The organism is Hahella ganghwensis DSM 17046, assembly GCF_000376785.1.
Taxonomy (GTDB): Bacteria; Pseudomonadota; Gammaproteobacteria; order Pseudomonadales; family Oleiphilaceae; genus Hahella; species Hahella ganghwensis.
On the sequence record NZ_AQXX01000092.1, the window covers coordinates 1 to 22,147 of the forward strand.

Here is a 22,147-nt window from a genome sequence, read left to right on the forward strand (position 1 = left end):
CAACCGCCTCAGCTAGCGCCCACAACAAATTGCTTGATTGACTTTTTAAAGATCTTCTCGCCCGGGCATTCATCCCGATGAGGCGCGCAATTTTACAGTGTTGATCGTTGTTGTCAAACTGTTTTTTAACTTCCTGTTTGGCGCTGACATTTTGAACTGAATCTCTCATTTTCAAACTGTCGCCTCATCCTTGAGCTCTGCGTCGCTGAGCCTTGTTTCTCACCCCTTCCGGGTGGGCTCCGCTGCAGAAGAGGTGCGCATTATACGTCCCTGATCGAATGAGTCAACAGATAAATTCAAACTATTTTCACCAGGGTGATACGCAACATTCAGTTAACTTATAAGTGAAGCAAAAACTGACGAATATCAACCTAAATCAACAACGATTTTCGAAACTTTTTCCGCTGCAATTGTACTGGCAGATTCGGTATCACCCCCCCCCTGGCAAGAACCACCCCCATTCTCCTTTTACCTTTGACCTCAGGTTTTCCAAAAAGACGTAACTCCACACCAGGAGTATTCACAACATCTTCAAGCCCAGAGAATGTAACCTGGTCTGAGCTTCCTTCGATCAATAAAGCCTCAGAAGCGGATGGACCGTAAAACTCGATAGCAGGGACAGGCAGTCCAAGCAGCGCTTTGACGTGCAGACAGAACTCTGACTGATCCTGAGAGATCAAGGTAACCAAGTCTGTATCATGCGGCCTTGGCGACACCTCACTGAAATATACCTCATCACCCTTTATAAATAACTCAACACCAAAGACACCATAACCACCTAAAGCCGCAGTAACAGTATCAGCGACTTCATTTGCACGACTATGTGACAAGGACGACATAGATTGAGGTTGCCAACTGGCCCGGTAATCACCATCAATCTGCCGGTGCCCGATGGGTTCGCAGAAAGAAACACCATCACTGTGCCTAACAGTCAATAAAGTAATTTCATAATCAAACTCGACAAAGCCCTCTACTATTACTTTGCCATGACCGGCTCTCCCGCCTTCCTGGGCATATTGCCATGCGCACTCAATATCAGTTTCAGACCTCAGGACACTTTGCCCCTTTCCTGAAGAACTCATAATGGGCTTAACAACGCAAGGGAAACCAATAGTTTCAACAGCCTCAAGAAACGCCTCTTTATTTGCGGCAAATCTATAGGGAGAAGTTTTAATCCCCAGCTCTTCTGCTGCCAGCCTTCTGATCCCTTCCCTATTCATCGTGAGATTCGCAGCTCCGGCTGAAGGCACGACGTTAAAGCCTTCTCTCTCCAGATCAAGCAACTCAGCGGTCGCAATGGCTTCAATCTCAGGAATAATAAAGTGGGGAGCTTCCTCCTCTATCACTTTTCGAAGTTGCACAGGGTCCAACATATTGATCACATGTGAGCGATGAGCCACCTGCATGGCAGGGGCTGCCTTGTATCGATCCACGACAATGACTTCGATACCATAACGCTGCAACTCTATTGCAACTTCCTTCCCCAACTCACCACCACCTAGCAACATTGCCCTGCTTGCATTACTTTTCAAAGGGGTACCAATCGAGACTGTCATATCGATTCCTATATAAAAGACTTTTCTTCTCTTTTAGCTACTTGAGCCAACACCTGACGTTTTTCATCCTCACTTAATGCAGACCAGGAGGAAATTTCTTCAGCACTGCGATGACATCCAACACAAATATCCTCGGCATCCAACGCACAGATACTGACACATGGGGACTTCACCTTTTCAGTCAATGGATTGCTCCTTCAACAGCTCATTAAATCGCACGGCGTTCTTGACGTAGTGAGCACCACCAGCCTCCAGCATAGCTTTCTGGCGATCATCCAGGGTGCGCCTGACTTTAGCGGGAGAGCCGACAACCAGAGAACCATCCGGAATAATGGTATTTTCCGGAATCAAAGCATTGGCCCCAATAATGCAGTGATGACCAATCGTGACACCATTCCCCACGGTCAACTTAATACCTGGATCTGTATGCAGCACAGCATTGTCCTGCACATTTGAATCCGCCCCGATAGTGATCAGATCATTATCCCCACGTATGACAGCACCGAACCAAATGCTGACCCGGCTTTGCAGAACGACCTCTCCAACCAGAGAAGCATTTGGCGCAATGAAATGTCCTTCACCTTCGAGCCTGACTCTCTTGTCACCCAATGAATAAAGCAATACCAACTCTCCAGAATGAGCTCAGGAAAAGAAAAATACCAATTGTATGAAGTCCAAGAATGCTGGATTCAGTCCGCGAGTTCTCTGCCAAATACAACACGAAAGAAATCCACAAGAATAATGGCCGACATTCCCCAGATCTCATATCCCTCATAGAACCAGCAAGGCACTGCCCGGGTATGACCACGAAAAGTCAGATGATCAAGACGATCAACCGGGTTATCCAAAAAATATCTAACGGGAACTTTGAAGACACTGTCAAGCTCATCGGGGTCAGGAATCAGTCTGGTATTCGGGTCTATAAGCCCAACATAAGGCGTGACCCTGATCTCATAACGGGAGATCACCTGACTAAGAGAGCCCACCACGTTTACCGCTGAGGACTTGATCCCCACCTCTTCCTCAGTTTCCCTAAGAGCGGTCATTAACAGATCCCTGTCATGCTCCTCCCTCATTCCTCCAGGGAAGGCAACCTGGCCACTATGAGTTTTCAATTGATCTGATCGGCGAGTCAATATGATTTGAGGTTCATCTTCCCTGGTGATAGGCACCAGGACAGCAGCATCTTTGAAGTCTACCCGTAAGGTGCCGGGTTCGTGCTGCGCTATTCGAGAAATTATCCGCTCTAACACTGATTTGAATTACAACCATGATAATTTTAGGGTTGACGCACAATAACACACCTGCCATTTTTTAGGCACCCACCGCTGTGCAAGCTTTTTGACAGCGTTATACTGATCAATTATCTATCATTCAGTTGAATTTATATGAAGTTTTGCAGCCAATGCGGTAATCCTGTTGAACAAAGGGTACCTGAGGGAGATAACAGACATCGTCACGTCTGCCCCAACTGTGACACCATTCACTACATCAATCCGAAGATTGTTGCCGGAACCCTTCCGATATTCGAAGATAAAATTCTTCTATGTCGCAGAGCCATTGAACCCAGACTGGGCTACTGGACTCTGCCTGCAGGATTTATGGAAATGCATGAAACCACTTCGCAGGCAGCCATCAGGGAAACCTGGGAAGAAGCAGAAGCCAAAGTGAATCTGGATGGCCTGTATACAATGATTGATGTCCCGCACATTGGTCAGGTGCATATTTTTTATCGAGCAACTGTGCTCAACGGCGCATTCGGGGTTGGGCCGGAAAGCCTGGAAACCCGATTATTTACAGAACAGGAAATCCCCTGGGAAGACATCGCTTTCCCTACCGTTAAACATACCTTGCGCCACTACCTGGAAGACCGTCTTACAGAGACATTTCCTGTCCATGTTAAAGATATTACTTTCGAAAGGATTAAATCCTGACCTTACCTGATCAGTTTTAGGGAGCCTCTGAAAATTGCGCTCTTGGTTAGTATTGCAGCGCTACTACATATTCAGAAGTTCCCTTGCCTCCTTAACCAGGAGCCTGGTATCCCTGCGTCCTTATTGAATCAATTATTAAACACTAATAATCTTCAACTCTCAGCACATGGTAGGCAGGCTCCTCATATGGATGCGAAGACTTCAGCGCTGCCACCACATTTACAATATGCTGACCCTCCACAACCAGTTCAACTCTGTACTCATCAACTCTTTCTAAGTTCCCCGCAGAGCCGATGAAAGGTTTACTGCCTGTATTGGGACGAAATTGTCCTTGTCCCTTCACCTGCCAGGCACAACAATCGTAATCCCCAATCCTGCCTCCCCCAGCCTCAAAAACGGCGTTTTTTACTGCTTCGACATGGCTTTCCGGGACATAAAAATACAAGTGGTACATTTATTGAGCTCCTTTATGCTGATTTTTATCCACAATTTTCCGGATCTGTCACACAAACACAACATAACTGAAACTTCTCCACAGAATCTGTGGATATCTTTGGGGATAAAGTTTGGGAAAGTGCCGGAATGCCTTGTTTTTACTAGGCTGGCCACAAATTGGCGAGGAATTAGGCAAAATATTTCCCCCTTATTTATCAACACCTTATATATGTCAAGCATCTACATGTATAAATCCATACTGAAAATGGACACAGTATTGACACAGGAAAATCTAATGTGAATAACCACGAGCAAGCGCCTAAAGAATGACGGATTTTCAGGACGAATTTTGGGCTTTCTATGTACAAACCGTCATAATATCGTCTATTTAATAGACAACATATCACCCCCAGACCCCACCCGGTTACATTTGGTTACACTAATTAACATTAGATAAACTTCAGTTCGTGAGATTTTGTTCGAAATGACAAATAGATTTTCAGATAACGAGTAAATGGAGTGTGACGGTAAACCCTGTGTTTTGGGATATCGAATATACAAGGAAAGGCAAGCAGGGAATCTGAGTTAAATACCAGTAAATGCCCAACTAAAAGGCATTTACTGGTATGGGACTTATACGGAAAGCAATACCTTCAAGAGAGGGTTAATCCAGCCACACTCGAGCATTTCTGAAAATTCTCATCCAGGCCCCGTCTTCAGACCAGTCCTTGGGCCTCCAGGAATTTGAGACGGCACGGAAGACGCGTTCAGGGTGCGGCATCATCGCGGTAACACGCCCATCGTCATTACATATACCTGTAATTCCTGCTGGTGAGCCGTTGGGATTAAACGGATAGCTATCCGCTACTTGCCCATAGTTATCCACATAACGAAGTGCAACCTTGGCAGCTTTCACCAGTTCATCCGCATCATTGTCGGCGAATTCTGCCCGGCCTTCACCATGTGCGACAGCGATAGGCATTCTGGAGCCAGCCATCCCTTGCAGGATGACAGAAGGAGACTCCGTTACCTCCACCAAAACCTGACGAGCTTCATATTGCTCTGACAGGTTTCTAACGAATCGTGGCCAGTGTGCTGTACCAGGTATCAGATCCTTCAATGTGGAAAGCATCTGACATCCGTTACAGACACCAAGAGCCAGTGTGTCTTTACGGTGGAAGAATGACTCAAACTGATCTCTGGCCCGGGCATTGAACAAAATGGATTTTGCCCACCCTTCCCCTGCTCCCAAAACATCACCAAATGAGAACCCACCGCAAGCTGCGAGCGCTTTATAATGCTCAAGAACCACTCGCCCTGAAAGTACGTCGCTCATGTGCACATCGACGGAAGTAAAGCCTGCTCTATCAAAAGCCGCTGCCATCTCCGTGTGACTGTTCACACCTTGCTCCCGCAATATCGCCACTTTGGGTTTCGCCCCCAGACTCAGGTAAGGAGCGGCAATGTCCTCTGCGACATCGTAGGTCAGAGAGGCATTTAATCCAGGATCATTATCATCTTTGATTGCTGCGAACTCTTCCGCTGCACAGTCACTGTTATCTCTCAGACTTTGAATCCGGTAGCTGGTTTCAGCCCATTTCTGCTGCAATTCGGCACGAGAGTATTCAAGTATCGACTCTTCCTGATAGCTGATACTCACCTTCTGAGTTTCCGTCGGGCTACCCACAATCACCAGATCTTCTGCCAAACCAGCGTCAATAATGACTTTCTGAACGTAATCCAGATCCTTCTCGGCAACCTGGATAACCGCCCCCAATTCCTCATTGAACAGCTCTCTCGCGAAATGGCTTGGATCGTTGACCCATTGATCAAGCGCCACCTGCAATCCGCAACGACCTGCAAATGCCATTTCCACCAGAGTGACAAACAAACCACCGTCTGAACGGTCATGATAGGCCTTGATTTTACCCTCCCGATTCAGCTTCTGAATGCAATCGAAGAAAGCAATAAGTTCCTTGGGATTATCCAGATCGGGGGCTACGGCTCCGATTTGGCGATAAACCTGTGCCAGGGCAGAACCGCCCAGACGATTTTTACCTGCTCCCAGGTCAATCAGAATCAGTTTGGAGGGCTCATCCAACTTCAGCTCTGGTGTTAAGGTCCGACGAACATCCTCGACTGGAGCCACACCAGTCACGATGAGAGACAGAGGTGCGGTCACAGATTTCTGCTGCTCCCCTTCCTCCCAGACAGTCTTCATTGACATCGAGTCTTTACCAACCGGAATTGTGATACCCAGCTCGGGGCATAATTCCATGCCCACTGCTTTAACGGTATCGAACAACGCCTCATCCTCACCAGGATGGCCGGCTGCCGCCATCCAGTTGGCTGACAGGCTCACCTGCCCCAATGTGGATATAGGTGCCGCTGCAATGTTGGTAATAACCTCACCCACCGCCATTCTTCCGGAGGCAGGCGAGTCAATCAAAGCAATAGGTGTTCTTTCACCCATCGCCATCGCTTCACCGGCATAGGTATCAAAACTAGCGGTAGTCACTGCGACATCAGAAACAGGCACCTGCCATGGGCCAACCATCTGATCACGGGAAACCATACCGGTTACCGAGCGATCACCGATGGTGATGAGAAAGTTCTTGCTGGCAACACACGGCAAACGCAACACCCGGTCTACAGCGTCGTTCAGATCAATATTGGACGATTCAAAAATAGGTTTGGCAAAACTTTGACGCTCCACGGTACGATGCATTTTCGGCGGCTTGCCAAACAATACCGACATCGGGAGATCTACCGGATTGTTGGCAAAATACTCATCAGCCAGCACCAGTTTCTGCTCTTCCGTTGCATTTCCTACAACTGCATATGGGCATCGCTCGCGACGACATATCTGATCGAACAGCTCCAGATCCTCTGCCGCGACAGAGAGAACATAGCGTTCCTGAGACTCGTTACACCATATTTCCAATGGCGACATGCCAGGCTCATCATTAGGGATATCGCGGAGTTCAAATTGACCTCCACGCCCGCCATCTTTAACCAACTCAGGCAAGGCGTTGGACAACCCGCCAGCACCTACATCATGGATGAAGAGAATCGGATTACTCCCCCCCATTTGCCAGCATGCATCTATAACCTCCTGGCAACGGCGCTCCATTTCAGGGTTATCCCGCTGAACTGAGGCAAAATCCAGGTCTTCGTGGCTAGAACCACTATCCATGGAAGAAGCTGCGCCACCGCCCAGTCCAATCAACATGGCTGGGCCCCCCAGGACAATCAGCTTTGCACCATCCGGGATTTCGCTCTTCTCAACATGTTCCGCACGAATATTACCCAGTCCGCCGGCAATCATAATCGGCTTGTGGTAGCCACGCCATTCACGGCCATTAACCCCTGGCACTTCCTCTTCAAATGTCCGGAAATAACCACAGAGATTGGGACGACCAAATTCGTTATTAAAAGCTGCTCCACCAATAGGCGCCTCCAGCATGATTTGCAATGGAGACACGATTCTGTCCGGCTTGCCGTATTCGCCTTCCCAGGGCTGCTGGTAATCAGGAATATTCAGGTTGGAGACAGTAAAACCAACAAGGCCAGCTTTAGGTTTACCTCCAATACCAGTGGCACCTTCATCACGTATCTCACCGCCAGAGCCGGTAGAAGCACCGGCAAATGGAGAAATCGCAGTAGGATGGTTATGGGTTTCAACCTTCATCAGGATATGAATATCCTCAACGTTGTAACCATAAACTTTGTTTTCAGGATGAGGGAAAAAGCGTCCGCCCTCACATCCTTTAATGACCGCAGCGTTGTCTTTGTATGCAGAAAGAACCGTCTCACCACCCACTTCATAGGTATTCTTGATCATCCCAAACAGGGACTTGGGTTGAAGCTCCCCATCAATTTCCCATGACGCGTTAAAAATCTTGTGACGACAGTGTTCTGAGTTCGCCTGGGCGAACATCATCAATTCAACATCATTGGGGTCACGCCCCAATTGAGTGAAGGCTTCTGTCAGATAATCAATTTCATCGTCAGCCAGTGCCAGGCCCATCGAGCGATTGGCTTCGGCCAGCGCTTTTCTGCCTTTCTCCAGCACCGGAACACTGCTGATAGGCTTAGGTTCTGCGTGCCCAAACAGCAGCTCAGCGCCGGCAATCTCATGGAATACCGCCTGCGTCATACGGTCATGCAGGATCGCCGCAAGTTCAGCACGTTGCTCAGACGACAGTTGCTGCCCGCCACGAACATAGTAGGCAATTCCCCGCTCAATGCGCCGTACAGCGTGCAGACCACAGTTGTGTGCGATGTCTGTCGCCTTGCTTGACCAGGGCGAAATCGTGCCAGGCCTTGGAACGACCAGAAACAAAGTACCTTCAGGGGATTCCGACTGCCCGGTAGGGCCATAGGTTAACAACTTATCCAATACGGCACGCTGGTCGGCTGACAAATTTCCGTCTAACTCGACGAAATGCATGTACTCCGCATAAAGCGATTGGGTTTCAGGCACAACCGCCTGTAACAAGGCCAATAACTTCTTACGACGAAAAGGAGAAAGGGCGGGAGCACCACGAAGTTCAAACATAACGTTGACTATCTGCCTCTGAACTGGGAGAGAAAAAAAGAGGCGTAATGATAATAGAAAACCGTTTTCCGGGCCACTTCACCCGGAAATTTCCCCGATCCACTTCACCTTATAGTACTTCATTGAAATAATTAAACTTTTTGGCCGAAGTACAGGCTCAACACCCTCATTACCAATACAAATTTTCTGATATTTCTTTTTTATAATACCTTTCCCCCTCTACTATTTGCCGGCAGTTGGCACCACACAAGTTTCAACACAAGACCGATATTTTGAACACCTCCCAAATAAAAGCATAGTGACCAGAAAGCAGACAATTGCGTAGAATGCGCCCAAAAAACGAACAGGCCGTCCGTTTATTTGACATTCTTTTGCAGCTACGGACATTTCCCAACTTGATTCCTGACTGAAAACCCAAGAGGATTAGCGCCATGGAATCAGTATTGCTTATATTTAGGAAAACCATCGTCAGGGAAACCATCGAAGACAAGGGAACATCTGCTTGCGAATTGTTATGATGTTAGTCGATCGGTCCAGATCCAAAGGGATATTGGGGCTCCTGACATTTTTTATTGTGGTTACACTGACCGGCTGTAGTCGTCCAACTGTTTTGGAGCGCATCGAGCAGGAAGGTGTGTTGCACGTTATTACCCGCAATGCTCCCACCACTTATTATGAAGACCGAGATGGTGCTGCCGGCTTTGAGTACGAGCTTTCCCGGCTTTTTGCTGAACAGATCGGCGTAGAACTTCGCCTCAGAGTCGCGAGCGATCTCGATGAGGCTTATTCCGTACTGGAGCAAAGCTATACCCATTTGGCAGCTCTTGGCCTGAGTCAGCATGCCGCACAGAATCGGGTTGGCAGCCTCAATTTCAGCTCAGATTACCTCACTTTCCAGCCATTGGTGCTATTTGCCAACGGAAATCCAAAACCCAAGACCGTTGATGATCTGGTCGGTCAGTCAATCGTCGTCCCCGCTTCCACTGCACAGTCAGCCTTTCTCCAACAATTGAAAGATGCCAGATTGCCAGAGCTCGTCTGGAAAGAAGTTGATGGGCTGGAAACCCCGGATATGATGCGGATGGTTGAAGAGGGCCAGGTTGAAATTGCCATCGTCAATTCAGCTGAGTATTCCATTCACAAGGCCATGTTTCCCAAAGCCCGGGAAAGCTTTGCGTTAATGGAGCCATTGAAAGTCAGCTGGATATTCCCACCCGGCGAAGACAACAGCCTGCTGGAACAAGCCAACCTTTTTCTGGAAAAGAGCGCTCAGGACGGTACGCTGACTTACCTTCAGGAAAAATACTTCGGCCACGTGGATCAATTGAATTATGTCGGCGCACGCACCTTTATCAAGCACATCCGCAACCGGCTTCCCAAGTTTGAAGAAACGTTCAAGACAGCTGCTACTGAGTACGAACTCGACTGGCATCTATTGGCAGCAGTCGGGTATCAGGAATCTCACTGGCGCCCTTATGCCACCTCACCCACCGGAGTTCGGGGTCTAATGATGCTGACCCAGACGACCGCCAAAGAAATGCAGATACGGAACCGGTTGGATCCGGAGCAGAGTATCTGGGGTGGCGCGAAGTACTTCAGTCGTATTCACAAAAGAATCCCGGAACGAATTCCCGAACCGGACCGGACCTGGATGGCACTGGCAGCCTACAATGTCGGCATGGGACACCTGGAAGATGCCAGAATCATCACCGAAAGTCTTGGTATGGATCCGGACAAGTGGATTGATGTAAAAGAAAGCCTGCCACTACTGCAGCAGAAAAAATGGTATAAAAAGACTCGGTTTGGATACGCCAGAGGCTGGGAGCCCGTACACTATGTTCAGAATATCCGCCGTTATTATGACGTTCTGGCATGGATGAAACAGCCAGGCATTAACGACGGTGCCGTTGCGCAATCTGATTCTGGTGCCGGAGTGCCTGCTGATGACTTCAACGACTCAACACCGGATATGCCCAGACCATTCAAGATAGCGCCTCCAATGCTGTAAGCCCTCTAATACATTATTGTATCAGGATCTGAAGACACTCATTGCCGCTTTTATCTCATCAAACTCAAACCCTCTCTGCTGAAGAAACCGCTGCTGTTTTTGAATATCCGTTGGTTTTTCCGAGTAATTTCTATACTTTTTGCGTAACATTGATGCAGCAACTTCACACCAATCGAAATCCAAAGACTTAAGCGAGTCCTGGATATCTCCACGACTTACCCCCTTTCCCGCAAGTTCGTATGAGATTTTTCTTAAGCCATATCCTTGCGAGGCACGCCGGCGGATAATCATCTCCGCATAACGCCGGTTACTGAGATAATTTCCATCCTTCAGGTACTCAATCACTTCATCTACCTGCTCACCCGAAGCACCACGGAGACATAGCTTTTCCCGGATTTCATGCTCAGAGTGCTCCCTGCGTCCAAGCAACCTCAATGCCGTATTTTTCACTTCCTGATAAGGGATTTCGCATTCACTACCCATGGTTGCTCTCTATATTGACGCTCTATGTTGATAAGTTAACCAGTGAAGGACAAATTCTTCCTGACACCACGCATATTTATGTGTTTCTGAATCCTGATCGGAGTAGCGGCATTCCCCTATACGGAGTAGACTATGCCGTCGTCAACAAAATGTACCCCTGTTCATCAGCGTTTATATCCGTTCTATCATGAAGATAGCTTGCTGGCGAAAAGGGCCTATATTACAACTCAGGATCTGTTGACGTTAAGACGTAAAACGAGATTCCAGGATCATTCACTTCATGCTTTTAAAAAAAATTTTTAAGCCTAAATGGCAGAGCAATAACCCGGATGTCAGAAAAGAAGCTGTTTCTCAACTGGATTGGGGAAAGACAGAAGACAGAGCTATTCTCGAACAACTGATCAAGCATGAATCTGATGAAAATGTTCTGAAAACAGCTCTGAAAAGAGTGCTCTCAATTCCGGATCTTATCGATCTGGCACAAGCCTCCCAAACCAAAACGCGGCAGATTGCTCATCAACGACTACTGGAATTGCTGAGTGAATCCTCAACTGACTTTGATAGCTTTCTCGGCCAGCATTTACAGCGAATATCCAAGGATCTGGCTTTTGATCTTGCCGGACATCTCAGGCAATCAGAGCACCTGACACCATTTTTACAAAGTCTACGCCAGCATGCCGGTGACACTATCCTTGAAATGGCAGTCAACCATCCGATCAGCCACATTCGACAAAGCGCAGCAGAACTGATTGAAGACCCACAGGGACTTTCCACCCTCGTCAGCCGGACCAAAGGCAAAGACAAAGGCGTCTTTCAGAAGGCCAAGGCCCGCTTACAGGCTTTCAGGGACCAGGAGCAGGCACAATTGGCCCTGCAAAGAGACATACAAACTCTTTGCGAAAACCTGGAGCAACATGCCTCAACCGAGGCGACCAAGTACTATGCAGAAAAACTGGATGCTTTAATTCGTTCTTTCGAGAAGCTCGACCTTGAGCAACACCCGGAAATGAAGTCACGCATTGAACGGGCGCTGCAAACCAGCAAACAACGTGCACAGGCACTCGCCGAGCAGGAAGCCCGTGAGCATAGAATTGAGGAAGAGGCACGACTTCAAAGCAGCGAGCGGGGAGAAACCTGCCAGGAATTGGAAAAAACCAAAGAGAAGCTCCAGGAGACTCCCCTCACCCAGCAATCAGAACTTTCCGCTCTCGATGCCCTGATCAAAACTCAGGAAAATCGCTGGCTGGAGGCTACCCGGCATCAGAAAGTTGATAAGGTTGAGCAAAAAAGATATCAACATGTAATGACAGAAATACGTCATTACCATTTAGCCTTGCAGCGCCTTCTTTCACATCAGGCCGAACTTTCTGAGAAGCTTGAGCAGGCCAGATCTGCCGCTGATGCAGATCCTGTGGAGAGGAAGTCCCTGATCAAGTCCTTACGGCAAATGGTCAATGATGTAGAGTGGCCGGCAGACTATACCCTGCACCCTCTACTGCAACAGCTATCCGAGGCAGTTGGTCAGGTCCAGACGCTTGAGACCCGCCATATTGAAGACATTGGCAAGTTCAAAGAAAAGGTCAATAAGGATCTTGATGAGCTGGAAAAAGCCATCAGCCAGGGAGAAGTCAAAAAAGCCCAGCGACTGAACAAAGATGCCACTCGTGATCTGGACCACATTCCCACCAAAGCAAAAGGGGATTTACAGGCTAAGCTGAAATCACTCCAGGGCCGCCTTCAGGAGCTGCGGGACTGGCAGGGCTTTGCCACACGTCCAAAGCAGGAAGAGCTTTGTGAGCATATGGAACATCTCGCCGAGCAGCATCTTGAACCGCACATAAAAGCCAACAAGATCAAAGAACTTCAAAAAGAATGGCGGGAACTCGGGGGCTCTTCAGACCAGCACCTTTGGCAAAGATTCAAATCAGCCTCAGACATTGCCTATGCTCCGTGCAAGACCTATTTCTCGGAGGAAGAGAAACTTAAACGGGTCAACTTGGAGAAACGGGACTCCATTTGCACAGAACTGGCGACGTTTATTGAAGCAATAGACTGGAACTCACCCGACTGGAAACTGGTGGACAAAATCAATCGTAAAGCCCGGGAGGAGTGGCGCCAGTACTACCCTGTAGACCACAAAAAAGGCAAAGCGGTACAGTCGAAGTTCAACGAACTGCTGGCAAGTCTCGACAACAAGCTGAACGAAGAGAAAGAACGCAATCACCAGTTGAAGCGTGACATCGTAGCCAAAGCCAAATCACTGATATCTGAAGAAGACCTGAAACACGCTACTCATCAGGCAAAAGTTCTGCAAAAGGACTGGCAGAAAGTGGGCATCACCAGCTATAAAACTGACCGGCAACTCTGGAATGATTTCAGAAAAGCCTGTGATGAGATTTTTGGTCGCGTGGGCGAGCAACGTAAACAGCACCAGGAAGAAATCTCACATAATCAATCCAGGGCGGAAGAATTGATTGCCGAGATTGAGCGTTTGTCGTCCAATGTGGATAGCAGCTCAGAAGCTATCTTGTCATCCCTCACCGACAGCTACCGTGCACTGGGGTCTCTGGGCGAGCAAACCAAATCTCTTGGCCAACGATTCCATAAGGCCGTGGATTCCATCGAAAAAAGCCTGCAACAGGTAAAAATTGACAGCTTTATTGATTATTACCAAGGCATTCTGGAATGCGCAAAGGCGGCAAATGGTCAAACCAGCGATGTTAACTGGCCTTCTCATTTCAACCAGTTGGAAGCTTCGGACCAGAAGCTTTTAGTCTCAAGACTAAGCTCAGAGGCAGGATTAAAAGAGGCCACCACAGAACAGTTAAAGGATATTATTATCCTGGCGGAAATTCTTGGGGAAACTGATAGTCCAGCAAGTGACAAAGACCGCAGAATGGCGCTTCAGGTTGAGCGATTGACTGCAGGACTTCAGCAAAGCAACAATGAATCTGCTTCCCCTCAAAAGCGGTTCGAAGAATTACTGCATCAATGGCTGGATGTTGTACCAGATGCCGGCGCAGCAACAGAGTATGACGCGTTATGTGATCGATTCAGCCACTCTCTACAGGGAATTGCCAAAGCGATCTCCCGCCACTGATAGCCCGCGTTCCCGACAGTTTAACCGGTGTAGTTCTCAATTCTGAGGGCTACACCTGCTTATCTCTGGACGGGTCCTTCATATAAGCCAAGGCTTCCTTCACGGCTTTCTCGACATGTTTTTTCATTTCAATGTATTCATCTGAAGATAAATAAAACGCCATGTCCACGCCGTGCCTGAAATAACGGCCTGGAAGATGATTCAATGCCAGGCACACCGTATCTGTTAGAAAATCTTCATCTTTTTGGTCTTCACCAAGCTGTGAAGCCAGCTCCTCCAGAACCAGTTTTTCATAATAGTTATAGACGTTATCCAGAATCGACATAGAAACTCCTTAACAAGTGATGTGGCAGTGACATTCGATGGTTACGTTTTGAATGTGCTAACTGTGATTGGAATTGGATGACTATGGTTAAGAATAGCGCACCTCCAGATCAGCGCCATTCTGTCTGCAGTGGACGACCCTGAGCGTTCTTCTTTCGAAGAATAGCCATGAGCGTTTTCGCCAACCTGTTTGGGGCTTCCTGTCATTTCCCCCTGGCATCCATTGATTTATGGTGGACTCATAGCCATACCTAATCTCAGGCTGGAGTATGCCATACACCTATCCGCCAAATACCAACAACAAATCCTCAGGTAGACCAACATGAATAATGATGCCTATATCTTTGATGCTGTCCGCACTCCCCGAGGCAAGGGAAAAAAGGACGGCTCCCTCTATGAAGTCAAACCCGTCAATCTGCTTGCAACCACATTGAATGCACTCCAGGAGCGCAACGGCCTCGATACGGCAGAAGTGGATGATATTGTCATGGGATGTGTTACCGCGATTGGGGATCAGGGAGCCGATATTGCCAAAACGGCAGCGATGGTAGCCGGTTGGGATTCTCAGGTCGCAGGAGTAACGCTCAACCGCTTCTGCGCATCAGGACTGGAGGCGGTTAATCTGGCCGCCATGAAGGTCCGCTCTGGCTGGGAAGATCTGGTCGTGGCCGGCGGTGTGGAGTCCATGTCACGCGTCGCCATGGGAAGTGATGGTGGAGCCTGGGCTCTGGATCCAGCCACCAACTTGAAAACAGGCTTCATTCCTCAGGGAATCAGCGCTGACTTGATCGCCACTATTGAAGGATTTTCCCGGGAACAGTTGGATACCTTTGCACTCAGCTCGCAGCAGAAAGCCACCAAAGCTCGTCAAGAAGGCCACTTTAGCCGCTCAGTAGTCCCGGTAAAAGATCAAAATGGCCTGATTTTGCTAAATGAAGATGAGTTTATCCGTCCAGATACTTCGCTTGAAGGTCTAAGCCAATTGAAACCCTCTTTCCAGATGATGGGTGAAATGGGATTTGATGTTGTTCCAAGCGAAAAATACCCCTTTGTGGAAAAAATCCACCATCACCATACCCCGGGCAATTCTTCGGGTATCGTAGATGGCGCTGCAGCATTACTAATCGGCAGCGCTGACAAAGGAAAAGCTCTGGGACTGAAGCCCCGTGCCAGATTTATCGCCACCGCTGTGACCAGTACTGACCCAACCATCATGCTGACCGGCCCGGCCCCGGCAACCCTCAAGGCATTGAGAAAGGCAGGCCTGGCACCGGAGGATATCGATCTATACGAGGTCAACGAGGCATTTTCAGCGGTGGTACTTAAGTTTCAGCGGGAACTTGGTATTCCAGACGAAAAAATCAATGTAAATGGCGGCGCCATTGCCATGGGGCATCCCCTTGGGGCAACTGGAGCGATGATACTTAACACACTGCTGGATGAGTTGGAACGCAGAGAGCTTCGCTACGGGCTGGCGACCTTATGCGTCGGAGGAGGAATGGGGATTGCGACGATTATTGAGCGTCTCACAAAGTAAAACCTCAACCTGGACACCGTACCCAAACTCCCGAACAACAACAGATTAAGCCATAGTGAGAATGAGCATGAATGCAATTCATTATGAAAAAGACCAGGACAATATCATCACCCTGACCATAGATATGCCCAATCAATCGGCGAATACTATGAACGCTGAATTCCGCCAGGCCTTCGGAGATACTGTTTCTCGCCTGATTAACGAAAAAGAGGAACTGTCTGGCGTTGTCATTACTTCTGCCAAAAAAACCTTCTTTGCCGGGGGCGACCTGCGAGAGCTGGTGAAAGTCACCGACAGGGATGCCGAAGGCTTCTTTACGATGCTGACCAGAAATATCACGGGACCTCTCAGAGCATTGGAAACCCTTGGCAAGCCCATTGTCGCAGCCATCAACGGAACAGCTCTCGGAGGTGGATGGGAGCTTGCCCTGGCCTGTCATGCACGCATGGCAATCAATGACGATAAAATTCGCCTGGGACTACCTGAAGTCACACTGGGACTTTTACCCGGCGGTGGCGGAACAACCAGACTTCCACGCTATCTGGGAATAGAAAAAGCCCTTCCCTTGTTACTGGAAGGCAAACAAATGCCACCTGGCAAAGCCAAAGCATTGGGACTGATAGATCATCTGGCAGACTCACCTGCTGAACTGCTGAAAGTAGCCAAGCAATGGATTAAAGAGCATCCCGACGCCAAGCAGCCCTGGGATGTGAAAGGCTATAAATTGCCTGGCGGGACACCGACTTCCCCCAAAATCGCTCAAATGCTCGCCATTGCACCGGCCATGCTGAAGGCGAAAACCAAAGGCTGCTACCCTGCCCCTGAAGCCATTATGTCTGCGGTGGTGGAAGGCGCTCAGGTGGATTTTGATACGGCACAACGCATTGAAAGCCGCTACTTTACCCAGTTGGTCACCAGCCAGATAGCTAAAAACATGATCGGGACTTTCTGGTTCCAGTTAAATGAGATCAAAGCCGGCCGTTCCCGCCCCGATATTGATGTCCTCCCAGTCGCGGATAGCCCTCAGGCAGTCAGGAAAGTCGCCGTTCTGGGGGCTGGAATGATGGGCGCAGGCATCGCCTATGCCTGCGCCATTAGCGGCATTGAGGTCATTCTGAAAGATGTTTCCCAGGAAACTGCGGAAAAAGGTAAGTCCTACAGTGAAAAACTGCTCAAGAAGAAGGTCAGCCGGGGCCGCACCACCGAGCACGAGATGCAAACTGTACTGGACCGAATTACCGCAACCCACGATTATGAACAGATTCACGACTGTGACCTGATCATAGAAGCCGTCTTTGAGGACAGTGACCTAAAAGCCCAAGTTACCAAGGAGTCAGAACCAAGACTTGCGGATGGAGGGATATTTTCATCAAACACCTCCACGATCCCGATCACACAACTGGCTGAAGCTTCCGGACAACCGGATAAATTTATTGGTCTGCATTTTTTCTCTCCTGTCGACAAGATGCAGTTGGTAGAGATCATCAAAGGCCAACAGACCTCCGATGAAACCCTGGCCAAGGCATTCGACTTTGTTCTGCAAATCAAAAAGATCCCCATTGTGGTAAACGACAGCCGAGGATTCTTTACCTCACGAGTGTTCGGTAAGTTCGTCAATGAAGGTATTGCCATGCTGGCCGAGGGTATACATCCCGCCACAATCGAGCATGCCGCTGAACTGACTGGCATGCCGGTAGGTCCACTGGCCGTCTCAGATGAAGTGAGTCTGACACTTATGTCCCACATTCGGGATCAGAGCAAGAAGGATCTCGAGCAATCAGGCGGTACCTGGGTACCGCATCCGGCTGAGGCTGTCATCGATCGTGTGGTGACAGAATTCAATCGCCCGGGAAAAAATCGTAGTGCCGGTTTTTACGATTACCCTACAAACGGAAAGAAACATTTGTGGGCAGGGTTGCTCAAGCACTTCACCGATCAAGAAAAATTCCGCTCTGTCGATCTTCAGGAGCTTAAAGACCGTCTTCTGTTCGTTCAGGCACTGGATACTGTTCGCTGCCTGGAAGAGGGAGTTCTCAAGTCAATCCCTGATGCCAATGTGGGCAGTATTTTTGGCATTGGCTTTGCCCCCTGGAGCGGCGGGGCTATCCAGTTCATAAATCAGTATGGACCAAGTGCGTTTGTTGAGCGCGCTCAGGAGCTGACTGAACGTTACGGTGAACGATTCGCCCCTCCTCAGTCACTAAGGGACCTGGCAGACAAAGGTGAAGTGTTTCAGTAGCACCCATAACTGGTCAGCACACCATGGGCCACATCAAATCATGCCGGCAGGGGTCAATCAGTGACCCTTCCGGCTGATTTTCTCTCTCCCGACACATCTGTACAATTCTCAATGACGGTTTAAAGTGGCTAACAACGCCCTCATAATTAGTGTACATATTGTTCCAATAACCGGGGGGAATAACCTTTTAAACCAAGGTCAAAAAGTGTGTTCTAATCGCCTCTCCTGCAATTCTTTACAAAGTTGTCAGGTTCAAACTCTGGTTGGAACTCTTTGCTTGACCTAGAATCAATAGGTATAACGTATATATGATGGATATAGAGAGCAGTCGTCTAAATCTGTAGTGAGTTAACTCCCGGTGAAAGATCCGGCGAAAGAGTGTGATGTCAATGAGCCAATTCAGTACCGCAGTCCCCCGTAGTCAGAAAGGATCCCTGAAGTTACAACTGTTAAGTTTGCTACTCGCCGGGATAGCCCTAACCTCCAATTCATGGGCAAATGTCCCAACCCAGAAAGCTGAAGATCCTCTTCAACCGGTTGCGATATCTGAGCTTCAGCCCACACCGGAGCAGGAGAAGGCCAGCCGGGACATTGCGAGACAATTGCAATATGCGCACTACAGAAGCCTAAAAATTGACGGCACTGTCTCCTCGATTGTATTGGATAATTACCTCAAGTATCTCGATCCTCAGAGGGTATATTTTACCAAGGCGGATATCGACGAATTCGAGCAATACCGCTATCGTTTGGACGGCGCTATCAAAACCGGCCAACTGGCTCCGGCATTTAATATTTACAACAGATTTCAGCAACGCATTGCTGAACGTCTGACCTATGTTATTCAGACATTGGATACAGGATTGGACAAGCTGGATTTTTCCAAAAATGAAACGCTTCTGATCAATCGTGAAAAAGCTCACTGGGCGGCCAATCTTGATGAATTGGACACAATCTGGCGCAAGCGAATTAAAAACTCGGTACTGAATCAGAGACTTTCCGGAAAATCCAACGAAGAGATCACCACCAGCCTGAAAAAACGCTATGCGAGCCAGCTGAACAGAATCCGGCAGGCGCGCTCTGAAGATGTCTTCCAGTCGTATATGAATGTGGTAACCAACGTATACGATCCACATACGCAGTATTTCTCTCCGCGCAACTCTGAGAACTTCAACATTAATATGTCACTCTCTCTGGAGGGTATTGGGGCAGTACTCCAATCAGACAATGAATACACCAAAGTCGTCAGATTGGTTCCGGCGGGTCCCGCAGACAAACACGGTATTCTGCAACCTGCTGATAGAATTGTCGGAGTCGGCCAAGGCTCAGGGGGAGATATCGTCGATGTGATTGGCTGGCGTCTGGAAGAAGTAGTAGACCTTATTCGCGGACCAAAGAAAACCGTTGTCCGGTTGGAAGTTATTCCAGCTCAGGCCGCCAATGATAATGAAACCCGAGTCATTAATATCGTTCGCGACAGGGTCGATCTCGAAGATCAATCTGCACAGAAAAAAGTTTTGAAAATCAATCGTGGCGGCCAGGAATACACCATCGGTATTATTGATATCCCCACTTTCTATGCCGATTTCAGGGCAATGCAGGCAGGCGATCCGAACTACCGTAGTACAACTCGTGATGTATACAGATTACTCTATGAGTTAAAGAAGGAGTCCATTGACGGCCTCGTTATTGACCTTCGTAACAACGGCGGTGGAGCGCTTCAGGAAGCGATCCAACTGACAGGATTGTTTATCCAGGAAGGTCCTACCGTTCAGGTACGCACAGCAGACAACCGAGTCAGAGTCTACGACGATCCGGACGACAGTATCGCTTATTCTGGCCCCATGGCCGTTTTGGTAAACCGCATGAGTGCATCAGCCTCTGAGATCTTTGCTGCCGCTATCCAGGATTATGGTCGCGGCATCATTATCGGAGATCAAACTTTCGGTAAAGGCACCGTACAATCTGTCAGAGGACTCAGCCACGGGCAGCTCAAGATTACTGAGGCCAAGTTCTACCGGGTTTCTGGTGGCAGCACCCAGCATAAAGGAGTCATTCCGGACATACTGCTACCTTCCGCCATCGATAAAGAAGAAATTGGTGAAGACGCACTTCCTGAAGCTCTGCCCTGGGACCAGATAGACCCTGTCGCACATAGGAACTACGGCGATCTCGCTACTCTGGTGAATGGTTTGAATGAAGACCACCTGAAACGCATGAAGGATAACGCCGAGTATCAGGCACTACTGAAAGAAATCGAGTTTTTGAAGACTTCCCGGGATCAGAAAGAAATCTCGCTCAATATAGAAACACGCAAAAAAGAACTGGCGGAAATTCGCAACGCGGAACTGGCTTACGTCAACATGCGCCGAGAAGCTCGGGATGAAAAAGTATTTAAGACCTATGCAGACTATGAGAAGTTCCAGGAAGAACAAACCGCCCGGCCGAATGACAGCAAGGAACCCGACTTCGTTGCCAAGGAAACCGGGGAAATTCTGGTGGATGTTCTGACCAGCGAACAGAAAATTGCAACAACGGAGGGGTAAACTAGAGTCTGTTGACGTTTCAACAGACTCTGACGTTCGAATATTCATTTTCGGCGTCTATCTGATGGCTGGCCTTAATATGGAATCATCGCCAAATGACATCGAATCATCGCAAAAGGGCAGAATCCCGGCCTTCTGGAAAACCAGAGACGTCATCGGACACTAGAAAAAGTAAGCCCAGCCATCCCTCCTCTGGCGATCAAAAGCGCTCAAGCTCATCTGATCGCCAGAAGCACACCAAACCCACACCCCCCCCCTCTTCCTCAAAAGACGAGGGATGGCTTCATCGAATTTCCGGTATCACCAGCTCTGCATTCAGAATTGCCCGCAGAACCACTGACGGGTCCTTAAGAGTTGGGAAAACCATTTTGCGCAACCAGGATCAGTTGAAAGTCATGGTGTCCGCAGGCCAATCCCTTAGAGACCTCAGAGAAGTTGCTGGACTGACCATTCACGAGTTAAGTGATGCAATCAACCTGAAGGATAAAAGTTTCTGGGAAGCCGTAGAGAATGGTACCGCCACTATCTCATTCGAACTTATTCTGAGACTGGCGGCACTTCTTGCCCGCAACGATCCGGTACCATTTATCCTGAAATACACCCGGACATACAATCCCGAACTTTGGCGTTTACTGAATGACTGGGGGCTGGGAAGACTCCCGTTACAATACGAACGCGAACGGGAATTTATCAACATCTATCGCCGGCACGACGCTGCCAGACAACTGTCAGATGAAGGCTTCGCCAAGGTGCTGGGTTTTACCCAAAATGCCTTTGAAATGGCGATGCATTTTATTGCAGAAAGCGAAAATATTCCCTTGTCATCTGAAAGCCCCTCGGACCAGGAGCCAGCCAAAGAAGCCGAAAAAAGTGCTACTGAAGATAATCGCCGGCGAGATAAAAGTACAAACAGCTCATCCTCCCGTTCGCAGACAACCGCATCATCAGAGAAGGATTCAGGTAACCGTTCCAGATAAACTCATGGGTTTAAGCATCAATTGATAAGATTGGGAGCAGGTCCGTATGGGGCTCCCAAGGTCTGAAATTCCAGAAGATAAGGCGGGTCAACACCATCTGGAACCGTAAAATTCAATTGTGATTCAGGATCCGCCACTTCCGAATGTAACAGGCGTCCTTTGAAATCGGAGTTGCTTGGATCAACGGCATATACATTGACCATCACCCCTTCAAGAGATTCCTCTTTTACCGGTTCACCGCTCCCCAGACTAGAAGCATTACGATGACTGAGCATCAGACTGGAGGAAATGATCAGTCCGATACCACCCAAAATCACGATAAATAACGATGCCATAATTCGTATATTATCCTTTACCCATATCTTCTGTACGCTCATAGTGGATCTTCTTGCCTGCCGGCTTGTATAAGGGAAGACATTGTCGCCATTTCAATAGCTGTAAATGTATTCC

The 22,147-nt window shown here is 48.6% G+C and carries 16 protein-coding genes; 7 read left to right on the forward strand and 9 right to left on the reverse strand.

All coding sequences use genetic code 11. The annotated features are described in order from the left end of the window. Positions 1 to 371 precede the first annotated feature (371 nt). From purT to F566_RS0107560, 4 genes are all read right to left on the reverse strand, one after another. Positions 372 to 1,556 (reverse strand): formate-dependent phosphoribosylglycinamide formyltransferase, encoded by a 1,185-nt coding sequence (gene purT / locus F566_RS0107545; protein WP_020406381.1) that lies wholly within the window; start codon positions 1,554 to 1,556, stop codon positions 372 to 374. Positions 1,557 to 1,564: 8 nt separating this feature from the next. Then, positions 1,565 to 1,741 carry a DUF1289 domain-containing protein gene (locus F566_RS0107550; protein ID WP_020406382.1) on the reverse strand — a complete coding sequence of 59 codons (177 nt, stop codon included), beginning with the start codon at positions 1,739 to 1,741 and terminating at the stop codon, positions 1,565 to 1,567. Next, positions 1,734 to 2,177, reverse strand: a complete 444-nt coding sequence (locus F566_RS0107555; RefSeq protein ID WP_020406383.1) for a gamma carbonic anhydrase family protein — start codon at positions 2,175 to 2,177, stop codon at positions 1,734 to 1,736. Before F566_RS0107555 ends, F566_RS0107550 begins: the two co-directional genes overlap by 8 nt. Before the next feature lie 68 nt (positions 2,178 to 2,245). Next, a complete protein-coding gene (locus F566_RS0107560) occupies positions 2,246 to 2,809 on the reverse strand; it encodes a CoA pyrophosphatase (protein ID WP_020406384.1) in 564 nt (187 codons plus the stop codon). A 135-nt stretch (positions 2,810 to 2,944) separates the two neighbouring features. On the opposite strand from F566_RS0107560, the gene F566_RS0107565 reads away from it, so the two are divergent. After that, on the forward strand, positions 2,945 to 3,490 hold the full coding sequence (locus tag F566_RS0107565; protein WP_020406385.1) for an NUDIX hydrolase: 546 nt from the start codon (positions 2,945 to 2,947) through the stop codon (positions 3,488 to 3,490). A 142-nt stretch (positions 3,491 to 3,632) separates the two neighbouring features. On the opposite strand, the gene F566_RS0107570 is transcribed toward F566_RS0107565, so the two are convergent. Both F566_RS0107570 and purL read right to left on the reverse strand, forming a co-directional pair. Further along, entirely contained in the window at positions 3,633 to 3,944 is a 312-nt protein-coding gene (locus F566_RS0107570) for a YqfO family protein (protein ID WP_020406386.1), read from the reverse strand. Positions 3,945 to 4,589: 645 nt separating this feature from the next. Next, entirely contained in the window at positions 4,590 to 8,486 is a 3,897-nt protein-coding gene (gene purL / locus F566_RS0107580; protein WP_020406387.1) for a phosphoribosylformylglycinamidine synthase, read from the reverse strand. 514 nt (positions 8,487 to 9,000) lie between these two features. Between purL and mltF the strand changes: the two genes are divergently transcribed. After that, positions 9,001 to 10,494 carry a membrane-bound lytic murein transglycosylase MltF gene (mltF, locus tag F566_RS0107585; protein WP_020406388.1) on the forward strand — a complete coding sequence of 498 codons (1,494 nt, stop codon included), beginning with the start codon at positions 9,001 to 9,003 and terminating at the stop codon, positions 10,492 to 10,494. Positions 10,495 to 10,515: 21 nt separating this feature from the next. On the opposite strand, the gene F566_RS32225 is transcribed toward mltF, so the two are convergent. Continuing rightward, the gene (locus F566_RS32225) at positions 10,516 to 10,977 is read right to left on the reverse strand and encodes a regulatory protein RecX (protein ID WP_020406389.1); all 462 of its coding nucleotides are present in this window, start codon (positions 10,975 to 10,977) and stop codon (positions 10,516 to 10,518) included. Positions 10,978 to 11,257: 280 nt separating this feature from the next. Here F566_RS32225 and F566_RS0107595 point away from each other — a divergent pair, with 280 nt between their 5' ends. Next, positions 11,258 to 14,077 carry a DUF349 domain-containing protein gene (locus F566_RS0107595; RefSeq protein WP_020406390.1) on the forward strand — a complete coding sequence of 940 codons (2,820 nt, stop codon included), beginning with the start codon at positions 11,258 to 11,260 and terminating at the stop codon, positions 14,075 to 14,077. 49 nt (positions 14,078 to 14,126) lie between these two features. Here the strand turns inward: F566_RS0107595 and F566_RS0107600 are convergent, their stop codons facing one another. Next, positions 14,127 to 14,402: a late competence development ComFB family protein gene (locus F566_RS0107600; RefSeq protein WP_020406391.1), complete on the reverse strand. Its 276-nt coding sequence runs from the start codon at positions 14,400 to 14,402 to the stop codon at positions 14,127 to 14,129. A 321-nt stretch (positions 14,403 to 14,723) separates the two neighbouring features. Here F566_RS0107600 and F566_RS0107605 point away from each other — a divergent pair, with 321 nt between their 5' ends. The 4 genes from F566_RS0107605 (at position 14,724) to F566_RS35320 (ending at position 21,697) form a co-directional block, all read left to right on the forward strand. Next, entirely contained in the window at positions 14,724 to 15,938 is a 1,215-nt protein-coding gene (locus tag F566_RS0107605; RefSeq protein WP_020406392.1) for an acetyl-CoA C-acetyltransferase, read from the forward strand. A gap of 67 nt (positions 15,939 to 16,005) precedes the next feature. Next, positions 16,006 to 18,177 carry a 3-hydroxyacyl-CoA dehydrogenase NAD-binding domain-containing protein gene (locus F566_RS0107610; RefSeq protein WP_020406393.1) on the forward strand — a complete coding sequence of 724 codons (2,172 nt, stop codon included), beginning with the start codon at positions 16,006 to 16,008 and terminating at the stop codon, positions 18,175 to 18,177. Positions 18,178 to 18,566: 389 nt separating this feature from the next. Next, the gene (locus F566_RS0107615) at positions 18,567 to 20,720 is read left to right on the forward strand and encodes a carboxy terminal-processing peptidase (RefSeq protein ID WP_020406394.1); all 2,154 of its coding nucleotides are present in this window, start codon (positions 18,567 to 18,569) and stop codon (positions 20,718 to 20,720) included. Between the two features lie 95 nt (positions 20,721 to 20,815). After that, positions 20,816 to 21,697 carry a helix-turn-helix domain-containing protein gene (locus F566_RS35320; RefSeq protein ID WP_020406395.1) on the forward strand — a complete coding sequence of 294 codons (882 nt, stop codon included), beginning with the start codon at positions 20,816 to 20,818 and terminating at the stop codon, positions 21,695 to 21,697. A 17-nt stretch (positions 21,698 to 21,714) separates the two neighbouring features. Here F566_RS35320 and F566_RS0107625 read toward each other — a convergent pair whose 3' ends face one another. After that, positions 21,715 to 22,074, reverse strand: coding sequence for a hypothetical protein (locus F566_RS0107625; RefSeq protein ID WP_020406396.1), 360 nt, complete (start codon positions 22,072 to 22,074; stop codon positions 21,715 to 21,717). Positions 22,075 to 22,147: the final 73 nt, after the last annotated feature.

What these genes read in the sequence shown, in the direction of transcription:
- purT (WP_020406381.1), bottom strand. Translation starts at nt 1,556, where the DNA reads ATGACAGTCTCGATTGGTACCCCTTTGAAAAGTAATGCAAGCAGGGCA.
- F566_RS0107565 (WP_020406385.1), top strand. Translation starts at nt 2,945, where the DNA reads ATGAAGTTTTGCAGCCAATGCGGTAATCCTGTTGAACAAAGGGTACCT.
- F566_RS0107570 (WP_020406386.1), bottom strand. Translation starts at nt 3,944, where the DNA reads ATGTACCACTTGTATTTTTATGTCCCGGAAAGCCATGTCGAAGCAGTA.
- purL (WP_020406387.1), bottom strand. Translation starts at nt 8,486, where the DNA reads ATGTTTGAACTTCGTGGTGCTCCCGCCCTTTCTCCTTTTCGTCGTAAG.
- mltF (WP_020406388.1), top strand. Translation starts at nt 9,001, where the DNA reads ATGATGTTAGTCGATCGGTCCAGATCCAAAGGGATATTGGGGCTCCTG.
- F566_RS32225 (WP_020406389.1), bottom strand. Translation starts at nt 10,977, where the DNA reads ATGGGTAGTGAATGCGAAATCCCTTATCAGGAAGTGAAAAATACGGCA.
- F566_RS0107595 (WP_020406390.1), top strand. Translation starts at nt 11,258, where the DNA reads ATGCTTTTAAAAAAAATTTTTAAGCCTAAATGGCAGAGCAATAACCCG.
- F566_RS0107600 (WP_020406391.1), bottom strand. Translation starts at nt 14,402, where the DNA reads ATGTCGATTCTGGATAACGTCTATAACTATTATGAAAAACTGGTTCTG.
- F566_RS0107605 (WP_020406392.1), top strand. Translation starts at nt 14,724, where the DNA reads ATGAATAATGATGCCTATATCTTTGATGCTGTCCGCACTCCCCGAGGC.
- F566_RS0107610 (WP_020406393.1), top strand. Translation starts at nt 16,006, where the DNA reads ATGAATGCAATTCATTATGAAAAAGACCAGGACAATATCATCACCCTG.
- F566_RS0107615 (WP_020406394.1), top strand. Translation starts at nt 18,567, where the DNA reads ATGAGCCAATTCAGTACCGCAGTCCCCCGTAGTCAGAAAGGATCCCTG.
- F566_RS35320 (WP_020406395.1), top strand. Translation starts at nt 20,816, where the DNA reads ATGACATCGAATCATCGCAAAAGGGCAGAATCCCGGCCTTCTGGAAAA.
- F566_RS0107625 (WP_020406396.1), bottom strand. Translation starts at nt 22,074, where the DNA reads ATGAGCGTACAGAAGATATGGGTAAAGGATAATATACGAATTATGGCA.